15 protein-coding genes and 1 tRNA gene are annotated in these 14,950 nt (G+C 61.8%); 6 read left to right on the top strand and 10 right to left on the bottom strand.

Annotated features, from left to right (window positions below):
- Both E7T06_RS04860 and E7T06_RS04855 read right to left on the bottom strand, forming a co-directional pair.
- On the bottom strand, positions 1-466 hold a 466-nt coding region (locus E7T06_RS04860), incomplete at its 3' end, for a DinB family protein (RefSeq protein WP_136364699.1).
- On the bottom strand, positions 466-951 hold the full coding sequence (locus E7T06_RS04855; RefSeq protein WP_136364698.1) for a DinB family protein: 486 nt from the start codon (positions 949-951) through the stop codon (positions 466-468). The genes E7T06_RS04855 and E7T06_RS04860, both read right to left, overlap by 1 nt.
- 137 nt (positions 952-1,088) lie before the next feature.
- On the opposite strand from E7T06_RS04855, the gene ureG reads away from it, so the two are divergent.
- Both ureG and E7T06_RS04845 read left to right on the top strand, forming a co-directional pair.
- Positions 1,089-1,760 carry an urease accessory protein UreG gene (gene ureG, locus E7T06_RS04850; protein WP_136364697.1) on the top strand — a complete coding sequence of 224 codons (672 nt, stop codon included), beginning with the start codon at positions 1,089-1,091 and terminating at the stop codon, positions 1,758-1,760.
- A complete protein-coding gene (locus E7T06_RS04845) occupies positions 1,757-2,557 on the top strand; it encodes an urease accessory protein UreD (RefSeq protein ID WP_136364696.1) in 801 nt (266 codons plus the stop codon). Before ureG ends, E7T06_RS04845 begins: the two co-directional genes overlap by 4 nt.
- A gap of 371 nt (positions 2,558-2,928) precedes the next feature.
- Here E7T06_RS04845 and E7T06_RS04840 read toward each other — a convergent pair whose 3' ends face one another.
- The gene (locus tag E7T06_RS04840) at positions 2,929-4,650 is read right to left on the bottom strand and encodes a GGDEF domain-containing protein (RefSeq protein ID WP_136364695.1); all 1,722 of its coding nucleotides are present in this window, start codon (positions 4,648-4,650) and stop codon (positions 2,929-2,931) included.
- A gap of 279 nt (positions 4,651-4,929) precedes the next feature.
- Entirely contained in the window at positions 4,930-6,630 is a 1,701-nt protein-coding gene (locus E7T06_RS04835; protein ID WP_136364694.1) for an adenine deaminase C-terminal domain-containing protein, read from the bottom strand.
- Between the two features lie 105 nt (positions 6,631-6,735).
- On the opposite strand from E7T06_RS04835, the gene plsY reads away from it, so the two are divergent.
- Positions 6,736-7,326, top strand: coding sequence for a glycerol-3-phosphate 1-O-acyltransferase PlsY (gene plsY / locus E7T06_RS04830; RefSeq protein ID WP_136364693.1), 591 nt, complete (start codon positions 6,736-6,738; stop codon positions 7,324-7,326).
- Between the two features lie 251 nt (positions 7,327-7,577).
- The gene (locus tag E7T06_RS04825; protein ID WP_136364692.1) at positions 7,578-7,901 is read left to right on the top strand and encodes a hypothetical protein; all 324 of its coding nucleotides are present in this window, start codon (positions 7,578-7,580) and stop codon (positions 7,899-7,901) included.
- Positions 7,902-7,953: 52 nt separating this feature from the next.
- Here E7T06_RS04825 and E7T06_RS04820 read toward each other — a convergent pair whose 3' ends face one another.
- Positions 7,954-8,391, bottom strand: a complete 438-nt coding sequence (locus E7T06_RS04820) for an AAA family ATPase (protein ID WP_136364691.1) — start codon at positions 8,389-8,391, stop codon at positions 7,954-7,956.
- 257 nt (positions 8,392-8,648) lie between these two features.
- Here E7T06_RS04820 and E7T06_RS04815 point away from each other — a divergent pair, with 257 nt between their 5' ends.
- The gene (locus tag E7T06_RS04815) at positions 8,649-9,671 is read left to right on the top strand and encodes an aspartate-semialdehyde dehydrogenase (RefSeq protein WP_136364710.1); all 1,023 of its coding nucleotides are present in this window, start codon (positions 8,649-8,651) and stop codon (positions 9,669-9,671) included.
- Positions 9,672-9,896: 225 nt separating this feature from the next.
- Here E7T06_RS04815 and E7T06_RS04810 read toward each other — a convergent pair.
- Positions 9,897-9,986 (bottom strand) — tRNA-Ser (locus E7T06_RS04810).
- A 169-nt stretch (positions 9,987-10,155) separates the two neighbouring features.
- Between E7T06_RS04810 and murJ the strand changes: the two genes are divergently transcribed.
- Positions 10,156-11,703: a murein biosynthesis integral membrane protein MurJ gene (gene murJ / locus E7T06_RS04805; protein ID WP_136364709.1), complete on the top strand. Its 1,548-nt coding sequence runs from the start codon at positions 10,156-10,158 to the stop codon at positions 11,701-11,703.
- Between the two features lie 25 nt (positions 11,704-11,728).
- Here murJ and E7T06_RS04800 read toward each other — a convergent pair whose 3' ends face one another.
- From E7T06_RS04800 to E7T06_RS04785, 4 genes are all read right to left on the bottom strand, one after another.
- The gene (locus tag E7T06_RS04800; protein ID WP_136364690.1) at positions 11,729-12,061 is read right to left on the bottom strand and encodes a hypothetical protein; all 333 of its coding nucleotides are present in this window, start codon (positions 12,059-12,061) and stop codon (positions 11,729-11,731) included.
- A gap of 121 nt (positions 12,062-12,182) precedes the next feature.
- The gene (locus E7T06_RS04795) at positions 12,183-12,530 is read right to left on the bottom strand and encodes a hypothetical protein (RefSeq protein ID WP_136364689.1); all 348 of its coding nucleotides are present in this window, start codon (positions 12,528-12,530) and stop codon (positions 12,183-12,185) included.
- Between the two features lie 76 nt (positions 12,531-12,606).
- Entirely contained in the window at positions 12,607-13,824 is a 1,218-nt protein-coding gene (locus E7T06_RS04790) for a CofH family radical SAM protein (RefSeq protein ID WP_136364688.1), read from the bottom strand.
- A 72-nt stretch (positions 13,825-13,896) separates the two neighbouring features.
- Positions 13,897-14,691: a HAMP domain-containing protein gene (locus E7T06_RS04785; RefSeq protein WP_136364687.1), complete on the bottom strand. Its 795-nt coding sequence runs from the start codon at positions 14,689-14,691 to the stop codon at positions 13,897-13,899.
- Between the last annotated feature and the right edge of the window lie 259 nt (positions 14,692-14,950).

Here is a 14,950-nt window from a genome sequence, read left to right as displayed (position 1 = left end):
AGCGCACGTAGAACGGCGGCGGCTCGATTCCCAACGCCCGCAGATACACGTAGCCTTGTCCCCGGTGATGGACTTCGTTGTCGATCTGATACAGCAAAAACCGCATGGGCGATCCCCAGCCCCACGCCATGTCCTGCTCGGTGCCGAGGTACTGAGCCGAATAACGGGGAAATTCTGCGTTCAGCCGCGCCGTACCTGCATCCCAAACGTCTAGCAGCGCTGCTTTGGTACTCGTGCGCTCGCCCTCATCCACGCCTTTCCCTGTCCAATCGTCGTGCTCTAGGGCGTGCAGCGTGTTGGCAACTGTGCCTGCCATCTCCCAGCCCAGTCTTCCGAATGAACGCATTCCGCCGATGCTGAAACTGAACAATTGATCGTCTGGGAAGGCCTCAATGACGCGGCGGGTGAGGCAGCGGTGGCCCTGCCAGTGGGCCAGCAGGGTTGCAGGGGTCAAAAGTTCCGACATCAGCGCTCCCAAAACGGCGGTGGCTCAATTCCCAACGCCCGCAGATACACGTAGCCCTGCCCCCGGTGATGTACCTCGTTGTCGATCATGTAAAAGGCGGCAGCAGTGGGCGTCTGGCGGCCAAACGGCAAGTCTTTTTCGGTGGTCAGAAGCACGGACGACGTGCCGGGAAGCTCGGCATCCAAGCGGGCCGTCAGTGCGTCCCACTCGGCCAGCAACGTCGTGCGTTCTTGCGGCTTCGGTTCCCGGCTCATGGTCTCCGCGCCCCACTGATCGGTGTGCAGCGCATTCATCAGGTAAGTAGAGATCGTGACCATTTCCCACGCCATCACACCAAACGGACGCATTCCGCCCACGCTGAAGCTGAAGAGTTGATCTTCGGGAAAAGCTTCTATGACGCGGCGGGTGAGGCGGCGGTGGCCTTGCCAGTGGGCCAGCAACGCAGCGGGGGTGAGCAAAGAGGGAACCGATTCGGTCTGGGTCATAGAGCCTCCGAGGATCAATAGTGCTGTTTGTTACATAATAGACGGCCCGCTTTGGTTTGTCTACAGATGAATTTAAGCCGAAATTCTGTTCAGACAAAACTCAACTCTCTGGCCCGAAATGCGCCAGACTACTCGGCGTGACCCTCTCCCCTGCTCCGCTCAAAATTGGTGTCGGCGGCCCGGTGGGTTCGGGCAAAACGGCGCTGCTGGAAGTACTGTGCCGCACGCTGCGGGAGCGGTACGCCCTCGCCGTGATTACCAACGACATCTACACGTTCGAGGATCAGCGCATTTTGACTGCCGCCGCTGCCCTGCCCGCCGAACGCATCCGGGGCGTGCAGACGGGCGGCTGCCCCCACACCGCCATCCGCGAAGACACGTCGCTGAATCAGGAGGCGGTGGAGGCGCTGGAAGCCGATTTTCCGGGCGTGGAGTTGATTTTTATAGAGTCGGGCGGCGACAATCTGGCGTCCAGTTTTTCCCCGGAATTGGTAGATGCATGGCTGTTCGTGCTGGACGTGTCGGGCGGAGAGAAAGTGCCGCGCAAAGGTGGCCCCGGCGTTCGGAACTCTGATCTGTTGGTGATAAATAAAATTGACCTCGCGCCCTATGTGGGAGCCGACTTGAGGATCATGGACGCCGACGCACGGGCGCAAAGAACCAGTGGAGATGAAGTCAGGCCGTATGTGTTCACCGACCTGAAGCGTGGGCTGGGCGTGGCCGAAGTGATCGCGTGGATCGAACACGATCTGCTGTTTAGGGATGTCGCGCCGCCCCAGATTGGCCTTCAACTCAGCCCTTCAGAATGACGCTCGGCCAACGCACCCGCACAGGCCTGCTGCACCTGACGTTCGAGCAACAGCGGGGCCGCACCGTCCTGACCCGCGACTTGCAAAAAGCGCCGCTGATGATCATTCGGCCCTTCGAACTCCCGTGCGGCACGCTGATGGTGTTCGTGGTCAATCCGACTGGGGGCGTGCTGGGCGGCGATCACAGCGAAATCGTGGCCGAGGTGGGCGCGGGGGCGCGGGTGCTGATCCTCACGCAGTCAGCGACGCGGCTTCAGCCTTCGCCGTCTGGGGCAGTGGCTACGCAGGACATCCGATTTACGGTGGCGGCAGGCGGGCGGCTGGAATACTACCCGGAGCGCACCTTGCCTTTTGCGGGCAGCGCCTTTCACCAGACCTTGCGGGCCGAGTTGGAAGACGGCGCAGAGTTGGGCCTGACCGAAACGCTGGCCTCCGGGCGCGTGCAGATGGGCGAGCGCTTGGCCTTTGCCGATTACCGCAGCCGGGTCGAAATTTGGCGCGGCGGGGAGCGGCTGTATCTGGATCGGTTGAAGCTGCAACCAGGTGAATTTACCCGCGCTCCCGGCATTTGGGGCGACTGGGACTACGCGGCCAGCGGCGTCTGGGTGGGCAGTCAAGAAGTCACAGACTGGCCCGCTGTGCTCGGTCAACTGGCTTGCAGCCACACGGCAGGCGGCGCGGTGTGGCTGCGTGCAGCTTCGGCGCGTGGGCCAACGCTAGACCGGGCGCTGGGTGCGGCGCGGGAGAGCTTGCGGGCGCAGTTGTTCGGGGCGCGGGCGTTGCAGGTACGGCGCTGAAGTTTGCCTAGCGATTTCGTGATGGGAAGGTGTCGAGGGGGCTAGGGTCAACGGGTCTAATCAATGGTTCGGACAGTTGTAGGCTTTGAAAAATAGGTCAGAGAAAAACGTCGTCTAGAACGCTCTGCACGTTCCCCCCTCCCAGCCTCCCCCGCAAGGGTGGAGGAGCAAAAACACCGTGTTCTTGGACAGTGATCGGCGAAATTAGGAAACTGTCCGCACCATTGCTAATACGGGACTGAAAAGAGTTTCATCCATGTGTTTTGCCCTCTCCACGTGTGGGACTCGCAGAGCTGCGCAGCAGAGAGGGGCGCTGCGGAGCAGCGGGGTGAGGGGGCCACCCAGCAGCGTTCCCGCCCTTCTCGACAACCTCAACCCAAAAGCGTCGGCCCACCGACTTCATCGGCCAGCCAGACTCGCCCCTTCTCTCGCTTTTTGCCCCTCAGCAGGGCGGTATCGGCCCGCAACATCAGCAGTTGGGAAGTCTGCTCTATCTCCTCTAGGGTGGGCGGCGCGGCCACCGTATGATCGTGGAACGCCAGCCCAGCCGTCGCGCCGAGTTGATGCGCCAGACCGTTGACCATCAGGGGCCGCCGCACGATGGCCTGCACGATTCCTTCGACGCGCAGGCGCACGCTCTCACGGGTTTCGCCATGTACGATCAGGGCAAATTCGTCGCCGCCCAGCCGCCCGAGGGTATCTGCGACGCGCACCGCGCCCAGCAACCTTGCGCCTACAGCGTGCAGCACTTCGTCACCCACCGCATGACCATACGTGTCGTTGATGATCTTGAAGCCGTCCAGATCGAGAATGACGACCCCCAGCTCCCCGCTATAAGGACTGGTGGCCTTGTGGCGCACATCCTCGCTGAGTTGGGCCAACAAACTGGCACGGTTCCGCAGGCCAGTCAGGGCGTCGGTGGTGGCTTGGCGCTGCAACGCGGCAAAGGGCTGGGTGGCGCTAAAGGCGAGCGGCCACGCCACGAGGGCGCTCAGCAGGGCCATCACCGCAATAATGATGAGATGTTGCCTAAAAATGCCGTTCAGGTCGCCTGTAAAATCGGATTCGGGCGCGTACACGCCCACCACCCAACTTACCCCCGGCTGCACTTCTACGCGGCGTAGCACGGCGGCATACGGTTCACCCCCCACCAGATACCGCCGCGTCACCTCGCTGGCCGTGCCGTTTTCTCCCTCTAGGCGCGGCAGGCCACCATCGTCGAGCAGGGCACGCAGGGCCGGATCGCCCACTTCGGTCAGCGCAGGCACACGGCCCTGAATGGTGCGCGGCCACGCCCGAGACGCGGCAATAGCGTTGCCGTCTGCATCGGTTATAAACGCCCGGCCACGCGGCGTCAGTTGCACCTGTTCCAGCATCCGGGTCAGGCCGCTGAGCTTCATATCTACCCCAAGCACCAGCGGGCGGCCATCCAGTCCTTGCTGGGCCGTGGCTACCGTCACGCCGGGCAACTGCGAGGACGAAAAGACGTAGGGGGCCGTCCAGACCGTTTGGCCCGGACGCGTGAGGGCCGAGGTATACCAAGGCCGCGTGCGGGGGTCATACGGATCGGTGGGCGTGGCCCGCGAGGTCACTCGGCCCGCCGAATTCAGGAGGGTAACTGTCGTCCGGCGCTGCGGCACAGGCTCGATGACCTTGATGTAGCGCCCCTCGCCGTCCCGCCGCACAAAAATGAAGCGTCCATCGGGCTGTCCCAACAGCACCGCGTCTAGCTGCGGGGTGGCGTCGAGCAGCGTGCCGAACGTCTGACTTAAGGCCCCGGAGTCGTAGGCATTGGCCTGACCGGAAGACACCAGCGAGGACGTGATCCGCACGATCTGAACCGCCGTTTGCAGGTAAGAGCGGGCATTGTCACCGGTCACACGCACCAGTTGTTGCAGGCTTTGGCGGGCCTGCTCTTGCAACACGGCTTCTCCGCCGCGCCGATTGGCCCACAACACCCCGGTTACTGTGCCTACTTGGGTCAGCACCAGCGCCAGCAAAATGAGAAACCGAGTCCAAGAAAAAGCGCGTGACGCTTGGGCAGGCGTCAGTACGGTGGTGTTGCGGTCAGCTTTAGGAACAGTGGATGCCATACGAATGTACAAAACCTCACGTCATTCTAGACGCAAGAACGGCATAAATGACTCATAATTCTATAATTTAAAGAGGTTGCCCACCGTACCTAAAGGAAGGGAGTTAGACCACATTCGTTCATTTGTTACAGGAAGTGAATTGAATGACCTACATTTCAAGCCTTTCGACACAGGCCGAGAAGCGGGGTGCAGATTGATGGTTGTCGCCTCGCTTGGCGGCACCTAGTGTGGGAGGTTAAGCCCCCGTCGCTAGGCCGCACAGAGATCAACGGCAGCCACCTATTCCGTTGGAGTCGTGTCTATCATCTGCCAAGCGTTGACGTCCAGCAGGCCGCGCGGCGTGAGTTTCAGGGCCGGAATCACGGTGAGACCCAGAAAGCTGAGAGTCGTGACCGGGTAAGGCAACACGCAACCTAGAGCCTGAGCCGCCGCCGTGATTTGGCCCAGCGCGGCGGCGGCCTGCTGTGGGTCGATGTCGGTCATCAGGCCCGCATAGGGCAACGGAAGGGAAGCCCGCACCTCGCCGCCCGCTACCACCACCACGCCGCCGCCCAAGGCTTCCAGCGCCGCGCCTGCTGCCCGAATATCGGCGTCGGTGCCGCCCAAAAAAGCGGCGTTGTGGGCATCGTGCAGCACACTGATACCCAACGTTCCCCCCGTCAGACCCGTGCCGGAAGTCCAGCAGGTGCTGTGGGCGGCTTGACCCGGCCCAGCACGCCCGTAGCGGTCGGCCACTACCAAGCGCGTGTCGCCGCTGCCGGGTGCGCCAATTCCTGTAGTGATCTGGTCAGGCCGCACCTGCATCACCGGCCACTGTGCGGGAACATCGAAGGTGGCGGCGCTCCAGCTTGCGCCCAGATTCACGCCCCCACCCGGCAGCGGCGGCGTAGTTGTTCCGGCCTGCGCTTGCTCTCCGCCCACAAAGGTTTCGAGGACTTCAAAGCCCGTCAAACTTTTAAGCAGCACGAAGTCGGCGTGATAGCCCGGCGCGACTAGGCCAAAGTCGTGCAGGCCCCAGTATTCGGCGGGGTTGCAGGTCACGAGGGCCACCGCATCGGCGGGATGTAAGCCGCCTGCCACGCACGTTCTGAGCAAGCGGTCTAGGTGCCCTAATTCCAGCAATTCATCGACGCTCACGTCATCGCTGACCAGCATGGCGCGGCGCGGGCCTTCCCGCAGCACGGGCAGCAGGGCCGCCAGATTGCGGGCCGCCGAGCCTTCGCGCACCATGAGCCACAGGCCCGCCCGCAGGCGCTCGCGGGCTTCTTCCGGGGTGGTCGCCTCATGGTCGGAGTGCAGGCCCGCCGCCGCGTAGGCGTGCAGGTCACGCCCCCCCACCCCCGAAGCATGGCCGTCCATACGCCGCCCCGCACCGAATCCCCCTGCTCTACGCCCCGCCTCCAGTACGTCCCACACACCGGGATCGGCGTTCAGTACGCCCGGATAATTCATCATTTCAGCGAGGCCCAGCACGCCGGGCAGGGCCAGCATCTCTGCTATTTCGGCGGCCCCTATGTTGGCCCCGCCCTGCTCGAATCCGCTGGCAGGCACGCACGACGGCGCGGAGGCCCACACGCGCAGGCCAGGGCTTCGGCCCGCGTCCAGCATCCAGCCTAGGCCCGCCGCGCCCACCACGTTTACCAGTTCGTGTGGCTCGGCTACAATTCCGGTGGTGCCGCGTGGCAACACGGCCCGCGCAAAGCCCGCCGGAGTCAGCAGACTGGATTCGATATGAACGTGGCCGTCTATGAAGCCGGGTGCAAGGTAAGCCCCGCGTGCCTCGATGACCCGCGCTGCACGGTAGCCCGGCCCAAAGGCGGCGATCCGGCCTTCCGCAATCAATACATCGGCCTCAAAGACTTCGCGGGTGGCAGGCTGCACCACCGACGCGCCGCGAATCAACAGATCGCCGTCTTCTTGGCCGCGTGCTACCCGCACCAGCCGTTGCCTCTGTTCTCTAGTCAGCGCCGCCGAAATCATGTCGCAGTGTACTGACTCGGGGAAGCTGCAGCGTCAGGGCCAACCAGACCACTGCAAGCCCATCAACACCGCGCCCCCAAAGAAAGGGAGCGTACAATTCTGGGCGTGACTCTGACTGCGGTTCTGGCTGTCCTCATTTCTTACGCGCTCGGCTCGCTTCCGGCGGCGGCGTGGCTGGCCCGCGCACGGGGCATCGATATTCGCACGGTAGGCAGCGGCAACAGCGGCGCAACCAACATGATGCGGGCGGCGGGCAAAGGCCCAGCAGTAGCAGTAGCGACTTTTGACGTCCTGAAAGGCGTGCTGGTGATCTGGATAGCGCGTTGGCTGGGCTTAGGCGAAAACGTGGCGGCCCTCTGCGGCGTGGCGGCCGTCATCGGGCACAACTTCAGCCCATTTTTGCAGTTTCGGGGCGGCAAAGGCGCGGCCACCACGTTCGGCGTCATGGTGTCGCTCGTTCCGCTGGTCGGCATCGGCACGGCGGTTATTTTCCTGACCACTGTGTGGCTCACGCGCTTGGTGTCGGCGGCCAGCATTTTGGGCGTCATCACGGGCACGCTGGTGGCCGTCGTCACGGGCGAAAGCGTGTGGCTGTGCTTGGCTATCGCCGCACTGTCGGCCCTGCTGATCTACCAACACCGCGACAACATCGGGCGGCTGACGGGCGGGAACGAGCGGCGGTTGGGGGAGAAGTAGGGCAGAGTTTGTGGGTGAACCCCCCCCGTTGCTTTGCAACGCCCCCCCTTGAGGGGAGGACAAGGGCTTTTGCGCTCCCCTCAAGGGGGGCTGGCCCGCAGGGACTGGGGGTTCACACGCAGCATCACTTTCATTTGCAAGGCCAACACCCCAGTTCATCTCCCTCACTGACCCGTTGCGCTATTCTGTGGGGGTCACACAACTGACATATTGCCCGGACGGTGGTCAGCCCGCCCGGCCCGGAGTGGTTCATGCCCGCCAGAATCCGCATTTACGGCAAGGAAGCGACGTTTACGCAGGGCCACTGGTCTTGCGAGGACGACAGCCTGCTTGCCATGTTAGAAGCCCTCGCAGACCCCCGCGCAAACACCGAGGAGCAGGAGCAATTGCACGCGTTGTACGCCGCTGGGCGCTTTGGCGGGGCGATAGCCACTGCCGAGGGCGACTGGAAAACCGCCCCTCACCCGGAAGCCGAGATTAAGCTGGAAGACTTTGCGCCCGCCACGCCGCGCAGCACGCCGGAAAGCTTGGCGAACAAGGCTGGATGGCTGGGGTTTTTAAAGCGTAAGAAGTAGCGATTCAGCGTTTTCAGTCAGCCACCAACGCGAAAAGTCGATCCGCGATCTGCTACACGCTGAAGTCAGAGGTCTTGATTTCCAGTGTCGCCTGCGCCCGCAAAAGCGGTTCTACCCAGTCGAGGTGCTGCACAATCTGTTCCCGCTCTGCCGCCGTTTTGCCATACAGATTGTCGGTGCGGGCAGCGATCCGCTCCAGCATGACTGCTAGCGGCGCACTCAGCAGCACGATTTGATCGAAATGCGGGTAAAACTGGCCCTGATTGGACTTGCAGCCCGACATGAACAGGGCGGTTTCGCGTGGGGCGCTGAGCAGCTCCGCTATTCGGTCTGCACGCCAAATCCAGTCTGGCTCTGCCGATTCGTCTGTGTGCCATTCGCACCACTCATCGGAATCGGTGTCTATGGCCGCGAATCCACGCGCCGCCAACGCCTCTATCACTGACGATTTGCCCGTGCCCGACATGCCCGTGATTAGAATTCGTTTCATGGCCGGAGTCTACAAACCTACCCCGCTAGCCCGCCCGCTTGACCTGCACCCGCTGGGCCGCTACCGTTGAACCATGCATTGCCCCACCCTTCAGACCATCAGCACTCAGGGAACTATTACCACCTGAGCGGCGGTCTGCTGGATTGTTCAAGCCAACAGCACCGCCCCGCGAAAAGTCGTCGGGCGGTTTTTTTTGGTAGGAGCTGGCACACAGACTATGAAGCACTTTTTTCTGGGAGGATAGACCTATGAGCGGACTGAAAGTAGCGATTGTTGGGGCCACAGGCGCAGTAGGACACGAGTTGATGAAGGTGCTGGAGAACAGCACGCTGGATTTTAGCGAGTTGCAACTGTACGCCTCGCCCCGTTCGGCGGGCCTGAAACTGCCCTTTAAAGGGCAGGAATTGACCGTGCAGGCCACGCCTGAAGGCGCAATCGACGCAGACGTAATTTTGGCTTCGGCGGGCGGCAGCATCAGCAAGGCGTTGGCTCCCGCGTGGGTGGCGGGCGGCGCACTGGTCATCGACAATTCCAGCGCCTTCCGCTACGACGCGGACGTGCCGTTGGTGGTACCGGAAGTGAACGGGGAAGCCGCGCTACATCACAAGGGCATTATCGCCAATCCCAACTGCACCACCGCTATTGCCGTCGTCGCCGTTGCGCCGCTGCACCGCAAATACGGCGTCAAGCGCATGATCGTTTCTACGTATCAGGCCACCAGTGGCGCGGGCCAAAAGGGTATGGAAGAACTGCTGGAGCAGACGCATATGCAGCTTCACGGCAAAGAGGCCACCGCCACCGTGTTTGCCCACCCGATTCCCTTCAACGTGATTCCGCACATCGACGCCTTTCAGGACAACGGGTACACCAAAGAGGAAATGAAGGTGGCGTGGGAAACCCGCAAGATTCTGGGCGACGAAAGCCTGATCATTTCTTGTACCGCTGTTCGGATTCCCACGCTGCGCACGCATAGTGAGGCCATTACGCTGGAGCTGGAGCGCCCCGCCACGCCCGACGAAGCCCGCGAACTGCTGAGGCATTCCGCCGGAGTAGAAGTCCGCGACGACCCCGAAGCCAAGCTGTACCCCATGCCCCTCACCGCCAGCGGCAAATACGACGTAGAAGTAGGGCGAATCCGCGCCAGCCTCGTCTTTGAAGGCGGCCTAGAACTGTTCGTGGCGGGTGACCAACTGCTGAAGGGAGCGGCTCTGAACGCCGTGCAGATTGCGGAATATTTGCAGGAGAAGGGAGCGCTGAAGCCGAGAGCTACCGCTCTGTAAGTGGTGAGTGGTGAGTAGTCAGTGGGACAAGACTTTCACTGATTAGGCGGAACGTAGATCGTGGATTGTGGGCAACACCGACACCACGATTCACTCTCCGAACCATAAACAGTCAAAGCACTTCACCCACTTACCACTCACTACTGACCACTCACTGAATTAAAGGAGAAACTGCCCCAGACATTATCTGTCCGGGGCACTCTCTTTTAATACTGGACTTCTTTTTGGCGAAGAGGGTGGGATTCGAACCCACGATACAGTTGCCCGTACTTCAGTTTTCGAGACTGACCCATTCAACCACTCTGGCACCTCTCCGCACTGCTGGAAGGGACAACCCCTGCAAGCAAGAGGGAGTTTACCACAGCTTTGTTGGGGGCGCGAGAGGGTGCAATGACGGGAAGGCGCTACAGTTGACCGCGTGACCGTCCCGCCTTCCGGCCCTCCAAACACTCCCCCAGTCATTCAAATCGACTTTCAGGACGGTATGCCCGCCGATGCTGGGGGGCCAAAAAAAGCAGCGCCTCAGAAATCGGTGGGCCGAAATACCCTGATCGTAATGGCCGGAACGCTCGGCTCTCGGCTGTCGGGCATCGTGCGCCAGCAGATCATCAATTTGTTTGGCAACACGTTGCTGGACGCCTTTTCGGTGGCGGTCAAAATTCCCAACCTTTTGCGGGAGCTGCTGGCCGAAGGCGCACTGGTCAACTCATTTATTCCGGTGTACAAGACGCTAGACGCCGCCGAGCGCAAAGCCTTAGCGTCAGCCTTTTCCGGCGTACTGATCGCCGTGAATTTGCTGCTGATGGCGCTGGGCATTCTGGCCGCCCCCTTGATCGTAAATATTTTGTTGTCGGGCACGTCCAACGTAGACCGGGCGTTGGCCGTGTACATGACGCAACTGGTGATGCCGTTTCTGATGCTGATAAGTCTATCTAGCATTGCGATGGGCCTGCTGAACGCCGACGAACATTTCCGCGAATCCAGCTTTGCGCCAGTGGCCTTCAACATCGCCAGTATTATTGCGCTGCTGCTGCTGCCCGACACGGCCACTTGGCTGGCCTTCGGCTGGCTCATTGGCGGGGTGGCGCAACTGCTGGTGCAATTGCCTGCGCTGCGGCGCTTTGGGCTGCTGCCCACGCCCGCGCTGGTGCGGCATCCGGCGCTGGGGCGGGTGCTGCGGCAAATGGCCCCCTTTACGCTCACGGCGGGCGCACGTCAGATTCTCAACGTGTATGTGACGCGCCTGCTCAGCGATAGCACACTGTTCCGGCAGGGCACACTAGGCGGCTATTCCAACGCCGAAGCCCTCTTCACGATGGTCAACGGGCTGTTCGTGGTGTCGCCTGCGCTGGCGCTGTTGCCCCGCTTTTCTCAGCACGCCGCCGAAAAGGATTGGCCCGCATTCCGGGCGCTAACCGTGCAGGCCGTCCGAACCACTACATTTTTGGCCGCCCCAATGAGCGCCCTGTTGGTGGCCCTCGCGCCGTTTGCCGTCAGTCTGTTTAACCTCCGTACCAATTACGACGTCCCGCGCTTCGAGCAAGGAACCGGAATTCTGACCGGCTGGGCGCTAGCTTTGGTGCCGTGGGCCATCGTCACCATTTTGCTGAGAACCTTCTATGCCCGCGAGCGCACCCGCGAGGCCGTGATCATCAGCGCCATCGGCTTTGTGCTGGAAGTGGGCCTGTACCGCCTGCTGGTGCCGCCACTTGGACTGTTGGGCTTCGGCGTCAGCACCACCCTCAGCGGCATTTTGATGGCCGGGGCGTTGGCGTGGCTCTACCGCCGCGCTCTAGGCTTTCCGTCGCGCCAGATCGCCTCACACTTGGCCCGCATTGTGCCGATGGCGGCGGTGGCCGGGGCGTTGGCTTGGCTCATTTCCCGCGTGATGCCCGAACCCGGATTTATTTTGCCCGGAATGCTGGGACTAGCGGTGGCGGGCGGCGCAGGCTTGGCGGTTTATTTGGGGCTGGCCGTAGCCCTCAAAATGCCGGAAGTGGCGGGCGTGATGCGGCGGCTGAAGCGGTCATAAACTCCAGCCTACACAACCCCCCAACCTACAAAAACCAGATCACTACCCGCACCGCCGCGCCCGCGTCTTCGTACACGCGGGCGAAGGCTTGCCATGCTCGTAACGTCACCGGGTCGTCATCTGCATGTGCCAATGCGGCAAGCTCCGGCGCAGTAATGAACGTTGCGCCGAAGGCTTGAGTGTCTTGCTGCCCAGCACGCGCCCCTGCCCCCGACTCTGGCGGCCAGCCGCGCCCAGACAGCATTCCTTCATCCAAGAGGGCCAGCAGATGACGGCCTGAGCCATGCTCGAAGCTTGCCACCTCGTACCAACTCTCCCCTATTCGGGCTTCACATATGGCGAAAACGAGGGCGCTCATAAAAAATTGTGATGAGTCGCAGACGAATCCGACTGGAAGGAGCAGCAAAAAAGACGGGGGAGCGAAGGTGGACGAACATCCGATAGGGTTGCGGATGTTCGGAAAACGTAGCTCCCCCGTTTCATTCGATCTGCCACACGATCAGCCTCGCGGGGCGGCCCATGCCCTCGAAGGCGCGGGTCATCGCGTGCCATGCGCGGAACTGGGCCGCAAGTTCGGGCGGCGCGTGGCCCAACAACCGCCCCAGTTCAGAGGCGGCAAAGTAGGTCGGCGCGGCAATGACTTCTTCTTCAAACAAAAGTTCGGCCTCCAGACTCACGCTCAGGTCGGGGGGATGGCTGCGCCCACTGATGCCCGCCGAAGCGAGGACAGTCAGAAAATCCCGCACTGCCGCAAGGTGAAAGTGCGCTTCCAGACGCCACGCACCCTCGCCATAGCTTTCGCAGGCAACAAACACGAGGGCGCTCATGCGGCCTATTGTGGCGGAAACGCTGATGCAAAAGAACTGAAAAGCTAAGGCAGAGGCTTGATGAATCTCAAGTTGCTTAGTCCGAAGCCCCAACCGCCCGCGCCGCTTCGGGGTTGGCGTCGGCGCGGTTCAACACGGCGTCTACATCGGGCCGGTAGAGAATCTGAAAGCGGCTGTTGCGAATGGCTGGGTCAAATCCGGCGTCTACGGCAATACGGATCAGTTCGCGCACGGTGGCTTGGTGCCGCCCATGCCCGCCCGCCGCACTCACCACGTTTTCTTCCAGCATGGTGGAACCGAGGTCGTTTGCGCCGTAGTACAGGGCCGCCTGCGCCACCTTAAAGCCCTGCGCGGGCCACGACGCCTGAATATTCACGATGTTATCCAGCGCGATTCGGGCGATGGCGAGTTGCTGCAAATACTCGTGCGCGGTGGCCCCCGGAGCCTTGCCGTGCAGCCGGGTATGCTCGGTTTGCAGCGTCCACATGGCAAAGCCGCTAAAGCCGTTGCCGCCGTACTCGGCCTGCGCCTTGTCCTGCTGGTCACGGATTTTGAGCAGATGGCGGGTGCGCTGGGCATAGGTTTCGCCGAAGCCGATGACCATCGTGGAAATCGTGTACAGCCCCTTTTGCTGCGCCGCGTCCAGAATGCGGAACCAATCGGCGCTGCGAATGCGGGCAGGCGCGGCTTTGGCCCGCACCTCGTCTTCCAAAATCTCGCCGCCTGCTCCCGGCAAGCCGTCCAGCCCGGCCTCGATCAGCGTATCCAGCAACGTGTTCAAGTCGAGTCCGAAATTCTGCTCCATAAACAGCACTTCTTCGGGCGAAAAAGCGTCGATGCGGATGCTGGGATGGTGGGCCTTGACGTGCCGCAGCAGGCCCAAGTAGTAGTCGAGGCCCAGTGCCGGATTCACGCCGCCTTGCAGCAAAATGCGCGTGCCGTTCACGGCTTCCAGTTCCCGAATCTTGGCGCTGATGGTTTCGTAATCCAGCGTATAACTGTCTTTCTGGCGGCCCGTGCGGTAGAAGGCGCAGAAGTTGCAGCCCACGTTGCAGATGTTGGTGTAATTGATATTCCGGTCAATCAGGAACGTGACCGTATCGGGATCGCGGCGCGTGAGGCGCAGTTCGTGGGCCACCGCCGCCACGTCGGGCAGGGGCAAGTGATACAGCGACTCGATTTCTTCGGCGTTCAGGCGCTCGCCCCGTGCGGCTTTGTCCAGCACCGCAAACCGGGCCGCGTCGGGGGTGGGCGCAGTGAGGATGGAAGGGCTGGAGACACCGGGGGCCGTCATGTGCCTACGCTAGCACCGAGCGGGGGCTGTGAATGTCCCTTTGGAGGATGAACCGGGCGCTTCCTGCACCCTTCACATCCGGGCCATGATCGTTTCTAGGCTAAAGCGCATGCGTTCTACCGATTCGGCCAGTTCGCCAAGCTCATCTTGGGCATCGGCTTCTATCGGCTGATCGAGTTCGCCCATGCTGATGGCCGTGACCCGCGCCGACAAGCGTTGAATCCGGCCAATCAGGGCGTTGGCGAACAGGGCCGCGCCGACTGCCGTGAGCAGCACCACCAGTAAGGTCAGGAGGGCGGTGGGGGCAAGGCTGGCCAGCACGCGCTCGCGGATGTATTGCTCGCTGAGGCCCAGCACCACCACGCCCACGCCGCCCGGCAGCGGGTAGCCAGTCAGGGTGGTCTGCTTATTCGCCAGCCGCTTGGTCAGGGCTACGGGCGTGACCTGCGCCGCCGTCGGTTCAAATTTGCCGATCTTCTGGCTGTAGGCACTGATGGTCTTTACGTCCGGCCCCATCAGGCGAATAAAGTTTTGGCGCAGCACCGAAGTTTCGACACTGGAACTTTGAAAACTGCTGTCGTAGGCAGCCAGCAAGGTGCCGTCTTGGTTGTACACGCTGGCAAAATGCAGCGGCGTGGCCCCCAATGCCACCAGTTCCATCAGGCGCATCTGCACGCTGTCCTGAATATCGTTGCTGCTCAGGGGTTTGCCCGACGAGTCCATGAGTTCCTGCACGCCCATGCCGAACACCGATGACGACTGCGCGGTAGCCCGCACCAGCAGCCCCCGGTACTCGTTGGCGTGGCGGCCCGACATCAGCGCAAGCATCAGGGTTGCCAGCACCAGCAGCGGCACCAGTACCAGCAAAAAAATCTTGAGTTTCAGGGACAGCTTAGGGGCAGCTTGACCGGAGACAGATTGGCTGGAGTAGGTTCGGCTGGAGACACGTTGGATGCAGTGAACATAGTGACCACTCCTTGGGGAACAGTAGGCGAAGAGGACTGTAGAGAAAGAAACAGCGCCAGCACGCCGTCAAGCGGGCAGGGGGTATTGGAGAGTGGACTGGGCGGAAACTTAAACAGGGGGTTGAAAAGCTGCTGGAGTGGAGTTTCCCAGTTGGCTTAGA

Origin of the sequence: Deinococcus sp. Arct2-2 (genome assembly GCF_004801315.1) — a bacterium.
Classification (GTDB): domain Bacteria; phylum Deinococcota; class Deinococci; order Deinococcales; family Deinococcaceae; genus Deinococcus.
The sequence above is the reverse complement of the archived record's forward strand: the minus strand, read 5'-3'. Positions and strand labels throughout refer to the sequence as shown.

What these genes read in the sequence shown, in the direction of transcription:
- E7T06_RS04855 (WP_136364698.1), bottom strand. Translation starts at nt 951, where the DNA reads ATGACCCAGACCGAATCGGTTCCCTCTTTGCTCACCCCCGCTGCGTTG.
- E7T06_RS04845 (WP_136364696.1), top strand. Translation starts at nt 1,757, where the DNA reads ATGACGCTCGGCCAACGCACCCGCACAGGCCTGCTGCACCTGACGTTC.
- E7T06_RS04840 (WP_136364695.1), bottom strand. Translation starts at nt 4,650, where the DNA reads ATGGCATCCACTGTTCCTAAAGCTGACCGCAACACCACCGTACTGACG.
- E7T06_RS04835 (WP_136364694.1), bottom strand. Translation starts at nt 6,630, where the DNA reads ATGATTTCGGCGGCGCTGACTAGAGAACAGAGGCAACGGCTGGTGCGG.
- E7T06_RS04825 (WP_136364692.1), top strand. Translation starts at nt 7,578, where the DNA reads ATGCCCGCCAGAATCCGCATTTACGGCAAGGAAGCGACGTTTACGCAG.
- E7T06_RS04820 (WP_136364691.1), bottom strand. Translation starts at nt 8,391, where the DNA reads ATGAAACGAATTCTAATCACGGGCATGTCGGGCACGGGCAAATCGTCA.
- murJ (WP_136364709.1), top strand. Translation starts at nt 10,156, where the DNA reads ATGCCCGCCGATGCTGGGGGGCCAAAAAAAGCAGCGCCTCAGAAATCG.
- E7T06_RS04800 (WP_136364690.1), bottom strand. Translation starts at nt 12,061, where the DNA reads ATGAGCGCCCTCGTTTTCGCCATATGTGAAGCCCGAATAGGGGAGAGT.
- E7T06_RS04795 (WP_136364689.1), bottom strand. Translation starts at nt 12,530, where the DNA reads ATGAGCGCCCTCGTGTTTGTTGCCTGCGAAAGCTATGGCGAGGGTGCG.
- E7T06_RS04790 (WP_136364688.1), bottom strand. Translation starts at nt 13,824, where the DNA reads ATGACGGCCCCCGGTGTCTCCAGCCCTTCCATCCTCACTGCGCCCACC.